Origin of the sequence: Algibacter sp., assembly GCF_029245835.1 — a bacterium.
Lineage (GTDB): Bacteria > Bacteroidota > Bacteroidia > Flavobacteriales > Flavobacteriaceae > Algibacter_B.
Genome location: NZ_JAQWOO010000065.1, coordinates 1 through 21,000, shown reverse-complemented (window position 1 = coordinate 21,000; position 21,000 = coordinate 1). Strand labels below are relative to the sequence as shown.

Below are 21,000 nucleotides of genomic sequence, written 5' to 3'. Positions count from 1 at the left end.
AAAGTTAAAAGACTGTTAATATACCCTAATTACAGTAACAGAAATTGAAATATTGCGTCTTTAAATAAAACATCAATCAAAAAATCAAAATCAATCAAATGAAAAGACTACTCTTTTTATGTGCTATTCTATTTTTAATTTCAGCAGCACATGCAGCAAACCCAGACCCTACAATTGACAAAACTGGCACTATTTCAGGAAAAGTATTAGACGCAAGTTTAAAAGAACCCTTACCTTATGTAAACATAATTATTAAAAATAATGCAGGCAAAATTATTACTGGTGGTATAACCTTAGACGATGGCTCTTTTACTATTGATAAGGTTGAAGAAGGCAACATTGTTGTTAGCATTCAATACATAGGTTATAAAACGATTAATAAAAATGTTACTATTGGTAAAGGCAATTACAAAGTTAGCCTAGGCAATATATTGCTTGAAGAATCAGCAGAAGGTTTAGATGAAGTAACCGTAGTAGCAGAAATATCTACAATTCAACAAAAAGTAGATAGAAAAGTAATTACCATTGGTAAAGATTTAACAACTGCTGGTGCCAGCGCAAGCGATATTATGAATAATATCCCATCAGTAAGCGTCGATCAACAAACAGGAAACATCAGTCTTCGTGGAAACGAAAATGTACGTGTTATGGTTGACGGCAAATTAAGTAACGTACCTATTGCACAACTTTTAAAACAAATTCCTTCTACATCCATAAAGCAAATTGAATTGATAACTAATCCTTCTGCTAAGTATAATCCAGAGGGCATGAGTGGTATTATCAATATTAAACTTCATAAAAACACTCAAATAGGGTTTAACGGAAATATGAATATTGGAGTTACAAACGAAGTTTTTGCCAAATTCAATAGTTCTATTGATATGAACTATAGAAATGGAAAATTCAATTTTTATGGTAACTACGGAAATAATATTGGTAAGTACGATAACTTTGGAGACATTGATAGATTAGATGATAATTCGCGTCAAGACTTTAAATTTGGAAACGATAACAAATCGCACTTATATAAAGTTGGTGTAGATTTTTATATGAATGATAAAAACACCATTTCATTTTTTACCAACCAAAATATTTTTAAAGGTGATGGTTTTGGAAATACAATAATAAATTATAGTACACTAACTCAAAGTCAATTATTTACTAATATTTCTGAAAACAATTCTGGTCAATACAACCTAGCTTATAAGCATGAGTTTAATGATGATCAAGAAACACTAGATATTGAAATTGATTTAAATGATTTTGAAAATAATGAAATTGCTAATTTTGATTTCTTCAATTTTAATTTCCCGCCTAACTATGTGGATAATGTAGATACTCAGCGTCATCAAACCACAGTAAATGTAGATTATGTAAAGCCTATAGACGATAAAACCAAGATTGAAGCAGGACTACAAGCCCTATTATTTAACTCTGATATTGATTATATGTCTACAGGACAAACATTTTCTAGTGAAGGGAATATTATACCAACACCAAGTACTGATTTTGATTATAATAGAGATATTTACTCTGCTTATTTCACTTTTGGAAAAACGCTTGAGAAATGGAATTACCAAGTTGGTGTTAGAGCAGAACAAGTTAATGTTACTGCCGATGCTTTAAGACTTTTTGATGATAATAGCACAGAGTTAATTCCGTTTACAAATGATTATTTTCAAGTGTATCCATCTGCTTTTTTAACATATAATCCATCAGATAAAAATGCGTACCAACTAAGTTTTAGTCGTCGTGTAGATCGTCCTGGATTACAACAAGTAAATCCGATAAGAGAATGGAGCACGCCTCGTGTTTCATCTTTTGGAAACTCTGCATTACAACCACAATTTACCAACTCTATTGAAACAAATTATACTAGACAGCTTAAAGGTGGAAGTATTACAGCAGGTGTGTTTTATAGAATTATTGAAGATAACATAAGTAGATTTGTAGCTATAGACAGAACAGACATTACTTCTGGAAACGCCATTTTATCTTTTGATAATTTTGAAAATACCTCAGCATACGGACTTGAATTATCAACCAATTACAAACCAACAAAATGGTGGAGCCTAAATGCTAGTTTTGATTTATACTCACAAACACAACAAGGCATTACTGAAATACTAGATGCTGATGATATACAGAATGCTACAATTAATGATATTGTTAGACAGGACACAGAGGTTGATAATGTTATTTGGAATTTAAGAGCTTTTAATAATTTTAAAGTTTCAAAAAAATTGAGTTTCTCAGTATTTGCTATGTATCGTGGCAAGGAAGAAGGCATTCAATTTACCAGAAAACCTATGTTTATGCTAAATACGGGGATGCGATATAGTTTCTTAGAAGATAATAGAGCGACGTTTAGTTTTAACTACAGCGATATTTTAAATACTATGAAATTTGAATTTGAAGGCGATACACCTTTCCCTTCTGTTGGTGCTTTTAATTGGGAAAGTAATACTTGGAACATTGCACTTTCATACAGATTTGGTGGTGGCAAATACCGTGCTTTAAGAAGAAAACAAAGAGATAATAACACTAAATCTGGCACTGGTGGGTTTTTGTAAAATTTAATTAAATTTTAATAGCCAGCATAATATTTGATGGTTAGTGTTCATGTAGGTTTATTAAATAGAAACCCCTAAACTTTTAGTCAGTGGTTTTGTGTTTTATTGTGCTATTTTATGCCAAAATGTTAAAAATAATGTTAAAATATAATACTAAACATAATAATTTACCTGAAAATACGTTAACTTAATAATATACAATCTAACCAAAAAACGAAGTCGTAATTATTTAGAGTTAGTCATCTACAAAACATACCATTCGTATTTAGGATTTGTATAATTTAAAAACACGTTAAATCTAGTTTGTTGATGAAATATTTTTCAAACCTATACGTTTAACACATTAAGATTCTTCACATTAAGTGTTAGTTGAAGTTGATTAATAGCTAGAAAAACCCAAAACTAAAAAGTTTTGGGTTTTTTGATAATCTATTATTTTTCAAAAATGTTTTGACTTAGTTTATGCCCACTTAATAATCACACTTCCCCAAGTAAATCCGCTACCAAAAGCTGCGAGAACTACATTATCTCCTGCTTTTATTTTACCTTCTTCCCAAGCCTCTGTTAACGCAATGATAACTGATGCCGCTGTGGTGTTACCATATTTCATGATGTTATTAAACACTTGGTCGTCTCGTAAACCAAACTTTTTCTGAATAAATTGTGCTATTCTTAAATTAGCTTGATGCGGGATTAGCATATCTATATTTTCCTTTTGCAAGCCATTTTTTGTTAAACCCTCTACTATAACCTCGCTAAAACGTACTACGGCATGTTTGAAAACAAACGTACCATCCATGTACGGGAAATACGTTAAATCTTCTTCGTCTGCTGCAAGAATTTCTGGAACCCAATGCGCTATACTTGGTCCTTCTACAATAAGTTTATCGGCATATTTACCTTCGCTATGTAAGTGAGTTGAAAGGATGCCTTTTGTATTATCTTCTTCTCTAGATAGTACACACGCTCCTGCCCCATCGCCAAAAATAACGGTTACGCCTCGGCCTCGTGTAGATTTATCTAATCCGTTACTATGATATTCTGCACCAATAACTAAAATATTTTTGTACATGCCTGTTTTTATAAATTGGTCTGCCACAGATATGGCATACACAAAACCAGAACATTGGTTTCTTACATCTAACGCACCAACGGTTGGCATGTCTAGCATATCTTGAATTTGAACACCACAACCTGGAAAATAATAATCTGGACTTAACGTGGCAAATACTATAAAATCGATATCATCTTTTGTTAAACCAGAACGCTCAATAGCTATTCTTGCAGCTTTGGCACCCATTACTGCCGATGTGTCCTCAGATCCTTCAGGAATCCATCTTCGCTCTTTTATACCTGTTCGTTCTTGAATCCATTCATCATTAGTATCCATCATTTTAGACAAATCATCATTAGTCACCACATTATCCGGTAGATACTTACCTAATCCTATTATTTTTGAATTATACATGTTTTCACTATTAATTAGATTAACCAAAGTACGAAATAATACTATCAAATTCCAAAATTATAAAAACCCAAATTCCAAATCTAGGTCTAAACATATTTTTGTTTTTTAAATTTAGCTTTTGAATTTTACTTTCTTATACGAAAAAATCGTGTCAGTTTGTCATATTTCATCAATTGGCATTTTTGTTGACTATTACTTTTAGAACAAATAAAAAAGTATAAACAGTTTTCCACCTTTGTGGAAAAGAAAAATAAAAACAATTATATCATGACAAAAGGAAACATTAATGTATCGGTAGAAAACATCTTCCCACTCATTAAAAAATTCTTGTACAGCGATCACGAAATATTTTTACGTGAGCTTATTAGTAACGCTACAGATGCCACTTTAAAACTAAAACACCTAACAAATGTAGGTGATGCGAAAGTTGAATATGGTAACCCACAGATTGAAGTTAAAATTGATAAAGAAGGTAAAAAACTTCATATTATAGACCAAGGTTTAGGGATGACTGCGGAAGAAGTAGAGAAATACATTAACCAAGTGGCTTTTTCTGGAGCTGAAGAGTTTTTAGATAAGTATAAAGATTCTGCTAAAGATTCAGGGATTATTGGGCATTTTGGTCTTGGTTTCTATTCAGCCTTTATGGTTGCTGAAAAAGTTGAAATCATTACTAAATCTTTTAAAGATGAACCTGCTGCACATTGGACTTGTGATGGCTCTCCAGAATTCACTTTAGAACCTTCTGACAGAACTGAAAGAGGAACAGAAATTATTCTTCATATTGCTGAAGATTCTACAGAATTTCTTGAAGAATCTCGTATTAGCGAGTTGTTATTGAAGTACAACAAATTCATGCCTGTTTCTATTAAATTTGGAACTAAGGAGATAAACGATCCTGAGCATACACCCGAAACAACAAAAGATAAAGACGGTAAAGAAACAACTGAGCCTCACAAACAAATAACGGTTGATAACATCATCAACAATCCAAATCCAGCGTGGACAAAACAACCAGCAGATTTAAAAGATGAGGATTACAGTGGTTTTTACAGAGAATTGTATCCTATGCAATTTGAAGAGCCGTTATTCAACATTCACTTAAATGTAGATTACCCGTTCAATTTAACAGGTATTTTATATTTCCCAAAAATGTCGAATGATATTCAAATTCAAAAAGATAAAATTCAGCTGTATCAAAATCAAGTTTATGTAACTGATAATGTTGAAGGTATTGTTCCAGAATTTTTAACCATGCTTCGTGGTGTTATTGATTCGCCAGATATTCCATTAAACGTATCACGTTCTTATTTACAAGCTGATGGTGCGGTTAAAAAGATTTCATCTTACATTACTAGAAAAGTTGCTGACAAATTAAAATCGTTATTCAATAATAACCGTGAAGATTTTGAAGCAAAATGGAACGATATAAAAATCGTGATTGAATACGGTATGCTTTCTGAAGAAAAATTCTTTGAAAAAGCGGATGCCTTTGCATTATACCCAACGGTTGATGGTAAATACTATACTTACGAAGAGCTTTTCAATAAAATAAAAGCAAATCAAACAGATAAGGATGACAAATTAGTGATTCTTTACGCTTCAGATAAAGATGCACAACACAGTTACATTGAAACTGCTAAAGCTAAAAATTATGAAGTGTTATTGCTAGATTCTCCTATTGTATCTCACTTAATTCAGAAATTAGAAAGCACTAAAGAAAACATTACCTTTGCACGTGTAGACGGAGATCACATTAATAATTTAATTAAGAAAGATGAAAACACAATTTCTAAATTAGATGAAGATCAAACGAAAGCTTTAGATGACTTATTAAAAGACGTTATTCCTTCTGATAAATTCATGGTACAGTTAGAGGCTATGGATAGTAATGAATCTCCATTTACGATAACGCAACCAGAATTTATGCGTAGAATGAAAGAAATGCAAGCAACCGGAGGCGGTGGCGGTATGAATATGTTTGGAAGCATGCCAGAAATGTACAACCTAGTTGTGAATACAAACTCTGAATTGGTTGGAGAAATTCTTGGTACTAAAACCAAAAAGAAACAAGAACGTTTAATTAAGCAAAGTTTAGATTTAGCTAGGTTATCTCAAGGGTTGCTTAAAGGCGAAGAGTTAACTAACTTTATTAAGCGCAGTTACGAAATGATTAAATAGAAACGTCATTGCGAGAACGGATAACGTGGCAATCCCATAAATTAAAACTATAATTTTTTTCGCTTTCGCGGAACAAATAAAAAATCAAAACCACTTTGTGAAAACAGGGTGGTTTTTTTACCAATACAAAAAAATACTATGGAATTATTAGAAAAATTAAAATGGCGTTACGCTACAAAAGCTATGAATGGCAAAAAAGTAGCTCAAGAAAAAATAAATAATATTATTGAAGCAGCATCCCTTGCGCCTACTTCAAGTGGCTTACAACCTTTTGAAATTATCGTTATTACCAATCAAGAGTTGAAAGAAAAAATCAAACCTATTTCTTGGAATCAACCAGTAATAACAGACTGTTCGCATTTATTAGTATTTGCTGCTTGGGATACCTATACAGCAGATCGTATCAATAAAATGTTCGATTTAACCAATACCGTTCGTGGGTTTGAAAATGAAGGTTGGGAAAATTACCGCCAAATGTTATTGAGTAGTTATCCTCAAAAAGATCCAGAAGTAAACTTTAACCACGCTGCGAAACAAGCTTATATTGCTTTTTCACAAGCTATAGCAGCTGCTGCTTTTCAAGGCGTAGATTGCACACCTCTAGAAGGTTTTGACCCGGATGCTTTAGATGAAATTTTAGATTTAAGAGCTAAAGGACTCAGAAGTTGTGTTATGCTTCCTGTTGGTTATAGAGATACTGAAAATGACTGGTTAGTTAGTCTTCCTAAAGTTAGAAAACCTATAGAAGATCTAGTTACTGTTATTGAATAAGAAAACTATGACTATTTTGCTTACGCGGAACGAATACGAACTAAAAACCACTTTGTAAAAGCAAGGTGGTTTTTTGTTTGAATTGAAACTTAACTTTATCGCTACAATACATATAATATAAACAAAAACATCTTAAAGTTAGATTCTCTATTTTATTGATAACTTTTTAGAGTAAAACCAAAAGTTAAAAACTTATCTTCTTGTTTTTGGTTCTCTATCACTATACTTTCATAAGTATGTCGGTAATTTATTTTAAAGTTTAAATACTTCCAAATGGGCAGTTCTAAACCAAGATCTGCTTGCCAACGAAAATTATTACTTTGCTCCAAAGAAGGCTGAAAATAAATTTCATGATTTAAAATAACTTTCTCTTTAAACACATGATATTTACCATTTACCCAAATAGTACCGCGCAAAGTATTTATAGACTGGTTGCCATTATACTCCGAATAATTAAAGGTTGTTTCAGAAAAATCAGTCTGTTCATATTCACTAGAAACCGAAAATTTGAGCCAATTATTTTTTTTGCTTAGAATTTGAAAAGTGGCTCCTGCACCTAACAGATATCGTAAATCAATTTCTCTTCGAAAATTAGTACTCACAAAACCCAAAACAAATGGATATATTTTTCGTTCAGGATTAAGGTACAAAAAATTGAGACTCAATATATCTTCATCTGCCTTTGCCTTACCAAACTCTTGAAAGACATAGGAGTTTTGGTTTTTAAAAACCCAATCCTTCCAGGGTTTAAAACTTAAATCAGATTTTGCTCTAAAAATTAAAGTTTCTACATTTCCACTTTGATAAAAACCAGTTAAAGAAAGACTTGCTTTAACCCTAAGCGTATCACTTTCGTTTATTTGTGCTGAAAGAAAGATGGGAAAAAACAAAAGGTAAAACAACAAATTTTTCATTCTATTTCATTTTAAAATTACTTTTTTTTAAGATGCCTAGAGATACTCAATTTAAAAAATACAAACTACAAGTTTATTAATTATATTTTAAAGTCTAGGTACAAAAAAAAATGACATCACTAGGTAATCAATTTGCGAAAATATTAAAAGAATTCTCAAAAAATACCACTCTGCACTCGCAAAACTTATTCAAATTCAAAAAAAAGATATCCCTATCTTTGTAACACATCATTTATAAATGGCTTTTAAATTACTTTCTTCACCATTACAAGGGTTTACAGATTTTAGATTTCGTAATGCCTTCCATCATTATTTTGGAGGTATCGATACCTTTTATTCGCCTTATATCCGGCTTAATGGTAAATTTAAAATTAAAGCTTCTTATCAGAACGATTTATTACAAGTAAACAATACCTCTTTAGAGGTTATACCACAAATTATAACCAATGATGCCGAAGCGTTTTTGTTTGTTGCCAAATACGTACAAAGTTTAGGTTACAAAGAATTAAATTGGAATTTAGGATGCCCATATCCTATGGTTGCTAAATCTGGAATGGGTTCGGGTTTAATTTGTAATCCATCAAAAATAAATACCATTTTAGAACGCACACATAAAGAAACTGATATTTTAGTTTCTATGAAGATGCGTCTGGGGTACGAGCATGCTGAAGAAATCTTAGACGTCTTCCCTATTTTAGACCAATACCCCATAAAAAGCATTGCTATTCATGCCAGAATAGGAAAGCAATTGTATAAAGGCCCTGTAGATTTGGATGCTTTTGAGCGTTGTATTACCAGCACCAAGCACAAATTATATTATAACGGCGATATTACAAGTGTAGCGACTTTTAAAAGCATGCAAGCACGCTTCCCTAGTGTAGATCATTTTATGATTGGTCGCGGGTTAATTGCCGACCCATTTTTACCACAGATGATTAAAAATAACACCACAGAATATCCAAAAAACCGCTGGGATATTTTTGAGGAATTCCATAATACTATTTACACACAATACAACGATTACCTTTCTGGACCTACACCCATAAAAATGAAAATGTTAGGCTTTTGGGAATTCTTTTCACAGTCGTGTTCTAATCCTCAAAAGACGTATAAAACTATAAAAAAAGCAACCAATCCGTTTAAATACAAACAAGCTGTAAGTACTATTTTAAAACATGAGCGCAAACTAAATAACAAATGATTTTCAAGTCTTTTTAAAACTTAGAAACACATTTGAGTCTAATTTATTCTGCTATATTTGCTCAAAATTTAAGATGATGAAAAATATAATAATTGCTTTTGCTATCGTTTTTTTTACTGCTTGTAGTTCTGACGATGCTCCAAAAGATTATAGAACAGAAAACGACCAAGAAATTCAAGCATTTATTGCAACCAATAATCTAAATGTACAAAGTAGTATTTCAGGATTATACTATGTAATTGATGAGCAAGGTACTGGAGAGAAACCTGAAATAACAGACAGAGTAAAGGTCGCTTATAAAGGCTACTTAACTGATGGAACTATTTTTGACGAAAACGAAGCAGGTGTTTCATTTAGTAGTTTACAAGGACTTATTCCAGGGTTTGCAGAAGGACTTACCTATTTTAACGAAGGCGGCGAAGGAAAACTTATAATCCCAGCACATTTGGCTTATGGAAGTAGTAAAAATGAGCAAATCCCCGGAGGCTCTGTTATTATTTTTGATATTAAACTTATCTACGTGAATTATGTAACTGAAAATGATGAAGACATTCAAACTTATTTAAACGATAATGATTTGGTTGCGCAAAAAACAAGTTCTGGTATGTATTACACCATAGACACTATAGGAAATGGTGAACAACCTACCCTTACTGATAATGTTACGGTAACTTATAAAGGCTATTTTACTGACGGTACTATTTTTGATGAAAGTGCACAAAACGTAAATTTTAATTTGACAGGATTAATTGAAGGATTTTCTGAAGGTATGCCCTATTTTAACGAAGGTGGAAACGGAACTTTACTTATACCTTCTCATTTAGCTTATGGTAACAATGGCACTTTTGGAATACCTGGTGGCTCAGTTATAATTTTCGATGTAAACCTTATTTCTGTAAACTAAAAGATAATTTTAAATTATATATAAAAACCACTTTGTGAAAGCAGGGTGGTTTTTTTGTTTGAAATGAAACTTGACTTTATCAGAAAAACATCCTAACTTCGTTTAACAATCAATAAAACTCACAGAAACAAAACTTTTTTTTGTATTAAACGAACCTTTTGAAAATAATCTCAACAAACATAGCAAAACCAACCACCATCATTTGGAATAGCAAAGAAGAAACAACTGGCATTTATAAAATACCAACAAATCAACCGATTTCCTTAGGAAAACACGACGTAAAAGGTGACGAAGTAACCGATAGAAAACACCACGGTGGAGAATTCAAAGCCTGTTACTTATTTTCAGCAAATCAATATGAATATTGGAAAAGCTTATATCCTAACCTAGATTGGAATTGGGGCATGTTTGGTGAAAATCTAACCGTTTCTGGATTAGATGAAAAAGAGATTCATATTGGTGATATCTACAAAATAGGCTCTGCGCTTGTTCAAATAACACAACCTAGAGAACCATGCTATAAATTTGGAGTAAAATTTGGCACTCAAAACGTGTTAAAGCAATTTATTGACCATGGTTTTTCTGGGACTTATATTCGCGTTTTAAAGGAAGGATTTGTTAAAACAGGGCATGTTTTAGAGCCCGTTAAAAAATCTAAAAACAGCCTGAGTACTTGGCAGTTTTTTAATTTACTTTACAACAAAGAAAAAAATAAGGAGCATATCAAATTAATCATAAATAATAATGCACTGCCAAAACGAAAAAGAGATAAACTGCAATCTTTTTTATAACAGTCCTGTTTTTGAAGCGCTCAAAAGAAAATGATAGATTTTTGTTCTAATTGAAAAAGAAAAAAAAAGCATAGCCTTTGTTACGGTTTATTTTTATTTTAAAAAGTAGGGCAAAAAGACTTCTTTTATTTGAGCAATTTAAAGATGGAAGTGTTATTCATGAAGCTTTGAACTTGTTTATCATATCTTTGCGGCAAATTATACTATAGATGTCTTTTAAAGATTTAAAAATAAGTAAACCCATTTTGCGTGCCGTAGCAGAAGCAGGATATGATAATCCTACTTTAGTTCAAGAAAAAACAATTCCTCTTGTTTTATATAAAAAGGATGTGATAGTTTCTGCACAAACCGGTACTGGTAAAACGGCAGCATTTGCACTTCCTATTTTACAATCCTTATTAGACCAACAAGACGCTCCTAAAAAAGGAAAAACCATCAAAGCTTTAATAGTTAGTCCCACCCGTGAGTTAGCCATTCAAATAGAAGATAATTTCAAAACCTATAGTACTTATACCAACTTAAGAACTACTGTTGTTTATGGTGGAACACCTATAGAGCCACAAAAAGATGTTTTAAAAAAAGGAGTTGATATTTTAATTGCTACTCCTGGGCGTTTATTGGATTTACACAAGCAAGATATTATCAATTTAGATTATGTTGAAACCTTGGTTTTAGACGAAGCCGATTTAATGCTAGACATGGGCTTTATTGATGATGTTAGAAAGATTGAACGTTTATGTACCAAAGAAAAACAGATTCTTTTGTTCTCGGCAACTATACCCCATAAAGTAGAGCAATTAGCAAATTCTATTTTAAATTCGCCTGAACGTGTGGAAGTGACGCAAAATTCTTCTACTTCAAAAAATGTAGCTCAGTTACTATATTATGTTCCTAAAAAGAATAAAATTGAACTGTGTTTACACTTACTTAGAAACACAATTAAAGGTAATATTATCATTTTCAGACGCACAAAATTTGGAGTTGATAAATTGGAAAAAACACTTTTAAAGAATAACTATAAAGTAGATAGTATTCATGGCGATAAAAGTCAGACTGGGCGACAAGATGCTTTAAACAGATTCAAAAAAGGTGACGTTAATATTTTAATAGCTACTGATGTGGCAGCACGGGGCATTGATATTAATGATTTAGATGCCGTAGTAAACTTTGATTTACCAAACGTACCCGAAACTTATGTACATAGAATTGGACGAACTGCCAGAGCTGGAAATACAGGAATGGCATTTTCTTTTTGTTCTGCTGACGAAAAAGAGTATATAAAAAACATTCAGCAACTTATTCAATTACAATTGGATATAGTTGAAGAACACCCATATCCTTTAGACCCTAAAGCAAAACCAATTATCCACAAGTCTAAAAAAACAGGGAGTAAGCATAGAAAAGGACGCAAGAGTGAAGCTTCAAAAAAGAAAAAGAAACGCTGGTATTAATTTAGACTTTTGGAGCATTAGATTTATAAACTATTTAAATATTTTTGTTAAAACCTTTATGAATCAAAAAGCTTATCAGAAAGCAGGAATTTATTTTATAGCAAAATCAAAATAAGTATCTCTAAATGGTTCTGCCCGAAGCGTAAAATGCCACCATTCTTTAGGATAATTTCTGAAACCAAATTTCAACATATAAGTTTGAAGCAATTGCCTGTTAGCTTTCTGCCTCTCTGTTATATTTTTATAATTAACCCAAGACTCTTGTCCAAAAAAATCATAAAGACTACCCATATCTAATGGCATTCCTGTATTACCATCAACAATGGTTAAATCAACGGTACTTCCTCTACTATGTCCAGAACTTGAAGCAATGTAACCCGCTTTAAATAAGTTTCTTTTTTTAACCTTAGGATAAAACGTGTGTTTATTAATTGTATCATTTAAATCTTTAGCCCATTTTACAAATTGGTTTACAGCTCTTTGTGGTCTAAAACCATCATAAACCTTTAAGCACAAATTATTCTCTTGTAAGGCTTCATGAACCAATTTTAAAGCCTTTGCAGTTTCCTCTGTTAAAATAAGTTTATTAGAATAATAACCTTCAATAGGCTTTCCTACAAAATTATTTGAGGTGAAATAACGTAACTCTACTTCTAAATCTGGAATAATATCCTTAACGTATACAAAACCCTTTGGAAGTTGAGCATAAAGATTAGAAAAAAACAAACAGAGTAAAAAAGTTAAAGTATACTTCATTTTTATTTTGAATTATGCTAATTTAGAAAATAAAAGAATATGCTTTTTGAAAGTTCTATTAATTTAAACTTAAAAGATGCTGATGTTGTTTACTATCCAAACTTCTTCAACATCAATGAAGCCGATATATATTTTAAAAACTTATTAGAGTTTATAAATTGGAAACAAGATGAAATTACCGTCTTTGGAAAAACTTACCAGCAACCGCGTTTAACAGCTTTTTACGCTGATAATAAAAACAGCTATAAGTATAGCAACATTGTTATGCAGCCGCATCCTTTTGAAGCTGATTTATTAGAAATCAAGAATACAATTGAAACGGAACTAAAAATTAAATTCACAAGTTGTTTAGCAAATCTATATCGAGATGGAAATGATAGTAATGGTTGGCATGCAGACAATGAAAAAGAACTTGGAAAAAACCCAATTATAGCTTCCGTATCTTTTGGTGCAGAAAGAGTCTTTCACTTTAAACATAAAAATAATAAATCGTTAAAAAAGAAACTTATTTTACACCATGGAAGCTTGTTATTGATGCAAGGTGAAACTCAAACAAATTGGCTTCATCAAATACCTAAAACAAAAAAGAATGTAGGAAATCGAATTAATTTAACATTTAGAATTATTGCATAAAAAAACCGAGTTCCCTCAAACTCGGTTTTCTTTCAATTTGCTTTTTTTATTATGATGCTAGATTTGGGGTTTCCATTTTTAACAACATAATGCAAATATTAATTAATTAATCCATTGAACTAAAAAGTGTGTTATTTAGTACACTCCAAATATATAATTATTAAACACACTAATACGATTAAATACATTTAAAATCGTTGTAATACACTAAATTTTAACATTTACAGATGAAAATATCAATATAATCGATGAAATACATATTTATACTTTTAATAAATCATTAATTGAAGACCAGATAACATAAAAAAAGCACCCTGAAACAGGATGCTTTTTTACTAACTAACCAACCAAAATATGAATTACAATTCTTAAGTTTAAAGTAACCACTCAATAAACTATTCTACGAATGTAATTACTTTTAATAGATTTCAAACTTCATGCCAAAAACTACTACTTACTTATTTTATAATTTATTTAACACTATAAATTAATAATAAGCAACTAGTAAAAGCCATTTAATTGTTTGATATTTGTGGCACTTTAAATATTTAGTATTTCAATGAAAAAATTATCATATATATTATTAATATCTCTATTTTTTGTTGCTTGCGGTAAAGACCAAAAAGACTTAACTGTAAAAGTTAATATAAAAGGATTAAAAAAAGGGACGCTTTATCTTAAAAAAGTTGAAGATACATTATTAGTAACTGTAGACTCACTAGTTGTTAATGGTCATTCTAATATCCAATTACATAGTGATTTAGACGCTCCTGAGATATTCTATTTATACTTAGATAAACATAGTGCTGAAGAAGATAGAATTACCTTTTTTGCTGATAAAGGTATTACTGAAATTAATACAACATTGAAAAATTTTGCTTTTGAAGCTAACATTAAAGGTTCTGAACAACAAAAAGTATTAGAAGACTATAAGAAGTTGATTTCTAGAATGAATAACAGAAGTTTAGAATTAATTAAAGAACAATTTGATGCACAAAAAAAAGGGGACACCGCTACATTTAATTTACTAATAAAAGAAAGTGACAATAATTTAAAACGCAAATATCTATTTACTGTAAACTTTGCACTAAATAATAAAGATAGTGAAGTTGCGCCTTATTTAGCACTTACCGAAATTTATAACGCTAGAATTGATTTATTAGACACAATAAATAAATCATTAACACCTAAAGTAAAAGCTTCTAAATATGGAAAAGAATTAGAATCTTTTATCAAAAAAATCAAAAACACAGAGGCAAGCAACTAACATTTTTAAAATAAAACAAGAACTCATAAAAAAGCCTTTCCACATGGAAAGGCTTTTGCTTTTTTTAGAGCCGATGGAGGGACTCGAACCCACGACCTGCTGATTACAAATCAGCTGCTCTAGCCAGCTGAGCTACATCGGCGTTTTAATGGGTGCAAATATAATCGCAAAAATAATATTTGCAAGTACTCCATTAAAAATCTTATCCTAGTTTATTAATTTTTTCGATTAAAGCTCTTCCTTTTCTTTCAAGATCATTATTAATAGCTTTAAAATGTGCTTTTGGATTGTCTATATTTTTAGCATTTACTTTTGCTATTAACTCGTCAAAAGTTTCAATGGCTTCATCTATAATAGCTTCACTCTTTTTAGTGTCTTTATCTGTATTTGAGTATTCCCAGATGTAAACAGCTTCTATAATATCGCCTAAAACGTAATTAATATCTTTTTTTAATTCTCTAACGTTTGCCATTTTGTATTTTTTAAAATTTACGCAAAAATAAGTAATTAATTTATATAAAGATTCCCGACTTAGCGGGAATGATAATTTTATTTGATGCATCAAAGTAAACGGTGATGAATTTATTTTTAATTACACATAAACTTCTAATAGCGTAGCTTTTTTTGAATTAATTTCATAATGTTCAAGTGCTGCTGGTATTAATAGAGTTTCCCCTTTTTTTAAGTCTTCAGATATACCATTAGCAGTAATTATAGCGGAACCTTCTACGCATATATATATAAAGAAAGAATCTTTATTATTTTCTTTTTTTAATAAGCCATTTACCTCTATATAATTTGTTGTAAAATAGGGACAACTTACCATTTGATTGGATTGATTTTTTTCTTTAGAATAATTAACTCTAAAATTATCTGGCATATTAAAATCAAAGGCATCAATAGCCAAATCATTATGTAACTCTCTTTCATTACCTTCATCATCAACCCGATCCCAATCATAAACTCGATAAGTAATATCACTTGTTTGTTGTATTTCAGCCACCATAACACCAGCTCCTATAGCATGAATTCGTCCTACTTCAATAAAATAGGTATCGCCTTCCTTAACTTTATCGAAATTTACAATCTCGGTAAGCGTTTTATTTTCTAAATGACTTAAATATTTTTCGGGTGTCATGTCTTGATTAAACCCAACTATTAAATTGGAGCCCTCATCAGCTTGCAAGGTATACCACATTTCCGTTTTCCCAAAAGAATTATGTCGTTTTGCTGCTAGTTCATCATTGGGGTGTAATTGAATTGATAAATCTTCCTTAGCATCAATAAACTTGATTAATAAAGGAAATTTATTCCCAAAAATTTTATAGTTCTTACCGCCAATTAATTGGTCTTTATAAGTTTCTAAGAGGTGTTTTAGAGGTTGTCCTTTTAAATCTCCATTTGAAACTATTGAAACATCTCCCTCAACATCGCTAATTTCCCAGCTTTCACCAATATTTGGTAAATCTGATGCTTTATTAAGTAGCGTTTTTAGTTTTGTACCACCCCAAATTTTATCTTTTAAAATAGGAGTAAATTTTAACGGGTATAGTGTTTTGTGCATTTTTTATTATCCAGAATAAGTTACAAAGTTTCGTGGTGTTTCATAAAGTGTAATTTCTAGACTTAAATCTGAATCTAACTTAGATTTCATTTTATTAAAAATTACAACTGCAATATTTTCAGCAGTAGGATTTAAATCTCTGAATTCAGGAACTTCTACATTTAAATTTTTATGATCAAAGGCATCCTCAACTTCACTTTTAATGATGTCTTTAAGAATCTTCATATCTATAACATAACCCGTTTCCTTATCAATTTCACCAGTAACACTTACAATAAGTTCATAATTATGGCCGTGGAAATTAGGATTATTACATTTTCCGAAAATTTCATCATTTTTTTCAAAAGTCCAATCTTTTCTAAATAACCTATGTGCGGCATTAAAATGTGCTTTTCTACTAACGGTAACTTTCATTAATTTGTGATGTTTATATGTTTATAGAATTTATTAAATATAACTTTAAACCATTCAGTATATGATTCAGGATGTAATGAAATATCAACCTTTACTTCTTCTAATGGCATCCATTTCCAACTGGCAACTTCATCTGTATTAATTACAGGTTCTTTTTCATATTTACCCAACAAAACATGATCGTATTCATGTTCAGTCAAACCATTATCAAAAGGGGCTTTGTAAATAAATGAAATAGATTCTTTTAAATCTGCAACAAAACCCATTTCTTCTTGTAAGCGCCTTTTTCCAGCTTGAATGTTGGTTTCACCATCTCTTTGGTGACTGCAGCACGTATTTGTCCAAAGTCCAGGAGAATGGTATTTATTTAATGCCCTTTGTTGAAGCATGAGTTCATTTTTATCATTAAAAATAAAAACTGAAAACGCTCGGTGTAATACTGCTTTTTCATGAGCTTCCATTTTTGGCATTAAACCTATTTGTTCATCCTTTTCATTAACTAGGATAACTTTTTCTTCTTTCATCTGCTAATTTTTATTTTTTATTTGGGGGTCAGATGTAATTCGTAAATAAAATTATGCGTTCTAATCGACTTAATTATTATCACTCATTTCATAGTTTCACAAAAATACAAACAAAATTACAACTTGTTAAATATCATTTAAATCATTAGTGTCCGATAAACATTTTTAAAAGCGGGATTTCCAGTATGGATTTCCCGCTTTAGTTTATATCGTGTTTTTACCACAAAACTCGATACATGAACAAAAGTAATAACTTTAGCGGACAACCTATTATCAAACAACTATTAAAGCTACTTTCACCATCAATAATTAGTCGGACAGCTAAAAAATACAATAGTGATAGGTATTATAAGCGGTTCAAGACTTATGACCACTTAGTGACGATGCTCTATGGAACTCTAAGCGGGGTAAGTTCATTACGTGAACTATCTACCATATTGCTTGCCTGTGAGGGAAGAATAGGACATTTGAACCTAAAACATTTTCCAAAACGCAGCACACTCTCTAACGCTAATAAAAAACGTAGTAGTGAGGTGTTTGCTAATATCTATTATAGCTTGTTTAATCAGTATCGTGGGTTTTTATCGGACAGCAGTTCCTTGTCTATACCAGTAAAACATTTAAAAATAGTCGATTCCAGTACCATAAGTCTCTTCAGTGACATCTTAAAAGGAGTTGGTCGCAACCCAATTAACGGCAAAAAGAAAGGTGGTATTAAAATGCATACAATGATTAATGCCTTGGAGGATGTTCCTTGTCTTGTCCGATTTACGAGCGCTGCAAAACACGACCACATTTTTTTGAAAGATTTGAATTTGGAAAAGGGCTCTTTTGTGGTTTTTGATAAAGCTTACAACGATTACACGCAATTTGCGCGGTGGATTGACAAAGACATTTATTTTGTCACCAGACAGAAAGATAATGCTCGTTATGTAAACATTCAAGAGTTTGACCTGTCCGATACCACTAGTGATGCCGTATTAAAGGACGAGCATATCAGCGTTAGTAAAAATAAAAATAAAGTTGAACTCAGAAGAGTAGCATACTGGGATGCAAATACAAACAAGGTCTTTGAGTTTATTACAAACAATTTTCTAATTAGTCCAGATAAAATAGCAGCTATATATAAACACAGATGGCAGATAGAAACAATGTTTAAGAGACTTAAACAAAATTTTCCGCTAAAATACTTCTTGGGAGACAATCAAAATGCCATCGAAATACAGATTTGGTGTGGACTCATCATACAATTGCTAATGCTAGTAATACAGCGAAAAACTAAGCGTAGATGGGCGTATTCCAATATGGTGTCAGTAATACGCTTTCATTTGATGACCTATATAGACTTGTTTAAATTCCTTGAAAACCCAGATAAAAAATGGATCGAATTAACAACCAAACCACCAGACAAACAATTGACCCTATTCTAAAATAGACCCCTTGCTATTTAAAAAAATCAAAAACAAAACAGTTTTATTGGTATTGTAGACTGGTTTTAGATAAAATCGTATTTTAACCAGACACTAATAAAATATATTAATGCTTTTTGACTATTGTTGTTTAATGCAAATACTTCTTTTTGTAGAACATCTTAAGACACATTTAAGCTCAAATTGAATATATAATTTGTTATGTTATAAAGTAAATATAGCTTAAAAATTTTAATACAAAATGTTCTGAATACATTCATTTTTGTTCTAAAATGAAGAAACCTTAATTTTTACTTTCAATTTATTTATAATGCAGAATATCCAGTATTTTAATTGTACTTAATAATAGTATCTTTGCACACTTATTTGTATTATTATTATTATGAGCTTTTTAAAAGAAATAGAACGCAGACGCACTTTTGGTATCATTTCTCATCCCGATGCTGGTAAAACCACTTTAACGGAAAAATTACTCCTTTTTGGTGGCGCCATACAAGAAGCAGGTGCTGTAAAAAGTAATAAAATAAAAAAAGGCGCTACGAGTGATTTTATGGAGATTGAGCGCCAGCGTGGAATATCTGTAGCAACTTCTGTTTTGGCTTTTGAATACGATGGTATTAAGATAAATATTCTTGACACACCAGGGCATAAGGATTTTGCTGAAGATACCTTTAGAACATTAACAGCTGTAGATAGTGTTATTGTAGTTATTGATGTAGCAAAAGGTGTTGAGGAACAAACTGAAAAATTAGTTGAAGTTTGCCGCATGCGAAACATCCCGATGATTGTATTCATTAATAAAATGGATAGAGAAGGAAAAGATGCTTTTGATTTGCTTGATGAAGTTGAGCAAAAATTAGGATTGAAGGTTATTCCATTAAGTTTCCCTATTGGTATGGGCTATGATTTTAAAGGTATTTACAATATTTGGGAGAAAAATATTAATCTTTTCAGTGGTGATAGCAGAAAAGATATTGAAGAGACTATTGAGATTTCTGATTTATCTTCTCCGGAATTAGACAAATTAGTTGGAGAAAAAGCGGCTAATACATTACGAGAAGAGATTGAACTTGTAGAAGGTATTTATCCAGACTTTAGTAAAGAAGCCTATTTAAATGGAAATCAACAACCCGTATTCTTTGGTTCAGCTTTAAATAATTTTGGAGTACGAGAGCTATTGGACTGTTTTGTCGAAATAGCCCCAAAACCAAGGCCAAAACAAAGTGAAGAGCGCTTAGTAAAACCTGAAGAAGATAAATTTACAGGCTTTGTTTTTAAAATACACGCTAACATGGATCCCAACCACAGAAACCGTTTGGCTTTTGTTAAAATTGTTTCAGGTGAATTTAAACGAAACACTCAATACCTTCATGTTAGGCATAATAAAAAAGTAAAGTTTTCCAGTCCGAATGCTTTTTTTGCTGAAAAGAAAGAAATCGTAGATATCTCCTACCCTGGTGATATTGTTGGCTTACAAGATACTGGCACATTTAAAATTGGTGATACATTAACAGAAGGAGAAGTATTAAACTATAAGGGTGTCCCGAGCTTTTCACCAGAACATTTTAGGTATATTAATAATGCTGACCCCTTAAAATCAAAACAGTTAAATAAAGGGATAGACCAATTAATGGATGAAGGTGTTGCACAATTGTTTACACTAGAGCTTAATGGTCGAAAAGTAATTGGAACTGTAGGTGCGCTTCAGTATGAGGTGATTCAATATAGACTAGAACATGAATATGGTGCCAAATGTACTTATGAAAACTTAAATGTACATAAAGCGTGTTGGATTGAGGCTGAAGATGAAAAAAGTGAAGAATTCAAGGAGTTTCTGAGAGTAAAACAACGCTTTTTAGCTAAAGACAAAAGAAAACAATTGGTGTTTTTATCAGACTCACCATTTTCTCTTCAAATGAGCCAGCAAAAATATCCGAGTTTGAAATTTCATTTTGTTTCAGAATTTAAATAATCTTTTACATTTAAAACCTATTTAAGTCAGATAATGTTTTTGGTGTTAACCTGAGTTCGATTAATATTTAGATAAGTTTTAATAGTAAAAAAGATAGATTTTTAGTAAATTAAAGTACTGAAATTCAATTTATTAATCTAAAAACCTATCTATGTTTTGTTACTCTAAAATTACAGATTTATTTTG

Annotated in this window: 18 protein-coding genes and 1 tRNA gene; 11 read left to right on the top strand and 8 right to left on the bottom strand. The window is 31.2% G+C overall.

The features are described 5' to 3' along the window. The first annotated feature begins 98 nt into the window (after nt 1-98). Nucleotides 99-2,573, top strand: a complete 2,475-nt coding sequence (locus tag P8K68_RS10450) for an outer membrane beta-barrel family protein (RefSeq protein ID WP_300250526.1) — start codon at nt 99-101, stop codon at nt 2,571-2,573. 460 nt (nt 2,574-3,033) lie between these two features. Here the strand turns inward: P8K68_RS10450 and P8K68_RS10445 are convergent, their stop codons facing one another. Continuing rightward, nucleotides 3,034-4,041: a beta-ketoacyl-ACP synthase III gene (locus P8K68_RS10445; protein ID WP_300250524.1), complete on the bottom strand. Its 1,008-nt coding sequence runs from the start codon at nt 4,039-4,041 to the stop codon at nt 3,034-3,036. 267 nt (nt 4,042-4,308) lie between these two features. On the opposite strand from P8K68_RS10445, the gene htpG reads away from it, so the two are divergent. After that, nucleotides 4,309-6,222 carry a molecular chaperone HtpG gene (gene htpG / locus P8K68_RS10440; protein WP_300250521.1) on the top strand — a complete coding sequence of 638 codons (1,914 nt, stop codon included), beginning with the start codon at nt 4,309-4,311 and terminating at the stop codon, nt 6,220-6,222. Between the two features lie 138 nt (nt 6,223-6,360). Continuing rightward, a complete protein-coding gene (locus P8K68_RS10435; protein WP_300250518.1) occupies nt 6,361-6,993 on the top strand; it encodes a nitroreductase family protein in 633 nt (210 codons plus the stop codon). Between the two features lie 152 nt (nt 6,994-7,145). Here P8K68_RS10435 and P8K68_RS10430 read toward each other — a convergent pair whose 3' ends face one another. Then, nucleotides 7,146-7,907, bottom strand: coding sequence for a DUF481 domain-containing protein (locus P8K68_RS10430; protein WP_300250516.1), 762 nt, complete (start codon nt 7,905-7,907; stop codon nt 7,146-7,148). 238 nt (nt 7,908-8,145) lie between these two features. Here P8K68_RS10430 and P8K68_RS10425 point away from each other — a divergent pair, with 238 nt between their 5' ends. From P8K68_RS10425 to P8K68_RS10405, 4 genes are all read left to right on the top strand, one after another. After that, nucleotides 8,146-9,108 carry a tRNA-dihydrouridine synthase family protein gene (locus P8K68_RS10425; RefSeq protein ID WP_300250512.1) on the top strand — a complete coding sequence of 321 codons (963 nt, stop codon included), beginning with the start codon at nt 8,146-8,148 and terminating at the stop codon, nt 9,106-9,108. Nucleotides 9,109-9,184: 76 nt separating this feature from the next. Continuing rightward, on the top strand, nt 9,185-10,012 hold the full coding sequence (locus P8K68_RS14935) for an FKBP-type peptidyl-prolyl cis-trans isomerase (RefSeq protein WP_366143745.1): 828 nt from the start codon (nt 9,185-9,187) through the stop codon (nt 10,010-10,012). Nucleotides 10,013-10,170: 158 nt separating this feature from the next. Next, complete coding sequence (locus P8K68_RS10410) at nt 10,171-10,803, top strand: MOSC domain-containing protein (protein ID WP_300250509.1); 633 nt, start codon at nt 10,171-10,173, stop codon at nt 10,801-10,803. A 209-nt stretch (nt 10,804-11,012) separates the two neighbouring features. Further along, nucleotides 11,013-12,254 carry a DEAD/DEAH box helicase gene (locus P8K68_RS10405; protein ID WP_300250505.1) on the top strand — a complete coding sequence of 414 codons (1,242 nt, stop codon included), beginning with the start codon at nt 11,013-11,015 and terminating at the stop codon, nt 12,252-12,254. Nucleotides 12,255-12,344: 90 nt separating this feature from the next. Here the strand turns inward: P8K68_RS10405 and P8K68_RS10400 are convergent, their stop codons facing one another. Then, nucleotides 12,345-13,010, bottom strand: a complete 666-nt coding sequence (locus P8K68_RS10400) for a M15 family metallopeptidase (protein ID WP_300250503.1) — start codon at nt 13,008-13,010, stop codon at nt 12,345-12,347. 39 nt (nt 13,011-13,049) lie between these two features. On the opposite strand from P8K68_RS10400, the gene P8K68_RS10395 reads away from it, so the two are divergent. Continuing rightward, the gene (locus tag P8K68_RS10395) at nt 13,050-13,643 is read left to right on the top strand and encodes an alpha-ketoglutarate-dependent dioxygenase AlkB (protein WP_300250500.1); all 594 of its coding nucleotides are present in this window, start codon (nt 13,050-13,052) and stop codon (nt 13,641-13,643) included. A 559-nt stretch (nt 13,644-14,202) separates the two neighbouring features. Further along, entirely contained in the window at nt 14,203-14,910 is a 708-nt protein-coding gene (locus P8K68_RS10390) for a DUF4369 domain-containing protein (RefSeq protein WP_300250498.1), read from the top strand. 68 nt (nt 14,911-14,978) lie between these two features. Here the strand turns inward: P8K68_RS10390 and P8K68_RS10385 are convergent. From P8K68_RS10385 to idi, 5 genes are all read right to left on the bottom strand, one after another. Next, nucleotides 14,979-15,052 (bottom strand) — tRNA-Thr (locus P8K68_RS10385). A gap of 60 nt (nt 15,053-15,112) precedes the next feature. Continuing rightward, nucleotides 15,113-15,382 (bottom strand): hypothetical protein, encoded by a 270-nt coding sequence (locus tag P8K68_RS10380; RefSeq protein ID WP_300250496.1) that lies wholly within the window; start codon nt 15,380-15,382, stop codon nt 15,113-15,115. 120 nt (nt 15,383-15,502) lie between these two features. Continuing rightward, the gene (locus P8K68_RS10375) at nt 15,503-16,474 is read right to left on the bottom strand and encodes a type I phosphomannose isomerase catalytic subunit (protein ID WP_300250493.1); all 972 of its coding nucleotides are present in this window, start codon (nt 16,472-16,474) and stop codon (nt 15,503-15,505) included. Between the two features lie 6 nt (nt 16,475-16,480). Further along, the gene (locus P8K68_RS10370; RefSeq protein WP_300250491.1) at nt 16,481-16,888 is read right to left on the bottom strand and encodes a 6-carboxytetrahydropterin synthase; all 408 of its coding nucleotides are present in this window, start codon (nt 16,886-16,888) and stop codon (nt 16,481-16,483) included. Beyond that, entirely contained in the window at nt 16,888-17,412 is a 525-nt protein-coding gene (gene idi, locus P8K68_RS10365; protein WP_300250488.1) for an isopentenyl-diphosphate Delta-isomerase, read from the bottom strand. The genes P8K68_RS10370 and idi overlap by 1 nt, the downstream gene beginning before the upstream one ends. A 236-nt stretch (nt 17,413-17,648) precedes the next feature. Between idi and P8K68_RS10360 the strand changes: the two genes are divergently transcribed. Further along, nucleotides 17,649-18,842: an IS4 family transposase gene (locus tag P8K68_RS10360; RefSeq protein ID WP_300250485.1), complete on the top strand. Its 1,194-nt coding sequence runs from the start codon at nt 17,649-17,651 to the stop codon at nt 18,840-18,842. Between the two features lie 382 nt (nt 18,843-19,224). Next, nucleotides 19,225-20,814 (top strand): peptide chain release factor 3, encoded by a 1,590-nt coding sequence (locus tag P8K68_RS10355; protein WP_300250483.1) that lies wholly within the window; start codon nt 19,225-19,227, stop codon nt 20,812-20,814. The last annotated feature ends 186 nt before the right edge of the window (nt 20,815-21,000 follow it).

Coding starts and splice junctions, on each gene's coding strand:
- P8K68_RS10450 (WP_300250526.1), top strand. CDS start 99: ATGAAAAGACTACTCTTTTTATGTGCTATTCTATTTTTAATTTCAGCA.
- P8K68_RS10445 (WP_300250524.1), bottom strand. CDS start 4,041: ATGTATAATTCAAAAATAATAGGATTAGGTAAGTATCTACCGGATAAT.
- htpG (WP_300250521.1), top strand. CDS start 4,309: ATGACAAAAGGAAACATTAATGTATCGGTAGAAAACATCTTCCCACTC.
- P8K68_RS10435 (WP_300250518.1), top strand. CDS start 6,361: ATGGAATTATTAGAAAAATTAAAATGGCGTTACGCTACAAAAGCTATG.
- P8K68_RS10430 (WP_300250516.1), bottom strand. CDS start 7,907: ATGAAAAATTTGTTGTTTTACCTTTTGTTTTTTCCCATCTTTCTTTCA.
- P8K68_RS10425 (WP_300250512.1), top strand. CDS start 8,146: ATGGCTTTTAAATTACTTTCTTCACCATTACAAGGGTTTACAGATTTT.
- P8K68_RS14935 (WP_366143745.1), top strand. CDS start 9,185: ATGAAAAATATAATAATTGCTTTTGCTATCGTTTTTTTTACTGCTTGT.
- P8K68_RS10405 (WP_300250505.1), top strand. CDS start 11,013: ATGTCTTTTAAAGATTTAAAAATAAGTAAACCCATTTTGCGTGCCGTA.
- P8K68_RS10400 (WP_300250503.1), bottom strand. CDS start 13,010: ATGAAGTATACTTTAACTTTTTTACTCTGTTTGTTTTTTTCTAATCTT.
- P8K68_RS10395 (WP_300250500.1), top strand. CDS start 13,050: ATGCTTTTTGAAAGTTCTATTAATTTAAACTTAAAAGATGCTGATGTT.
- P8K68_RS10390 (WP_300250498.1), top strand. CDS start 14,203: ATGAAAAAATTATCATATATATTATTAATATCTCTATTTTTTGTTGCT.
- P8K68_RS10380 (WP_300250496.1), bottom strand. CDS start 15,382: ATGGCAAACGTTAGAGAATTAAAAAAAGATATTAATTACGTTTTAGGC.
- P8K68_RS10375 (WP_300250493.1), bottom strand. CDS start 16,474: ATGCACAAAACACTATACCCGTTAAAATTTACTCCTATTTTAAAAGAT.
- P8K68_RS10370 (WP_300250491.1), bottom strand. CDS start 16,888: ATGAAAGTTACCGTTAGTAGAAAAGCACATTTTAATGCCGCACATAGG.
- idi (WP_300250488.1), bottom strand. CDS start 17,412: ATGAAAGAAGAAAAAGTTATCCTAGTTAATGAAAAGGATGAACAAATA.
- P8K68_RS10360 (WP_300250485.1), top strand. CDS start 17,649: ATGAACAAAAGTAATAACTTTAGCGGACAACCTATTATCAAACAACTA.
- P8K68_RS10355 (WP_300250483.1), top strand. CDS start 19,225: ATGAGCTTTTTAAAAGAAATAGAACGCAGACGCACTTTTGGTATCATT.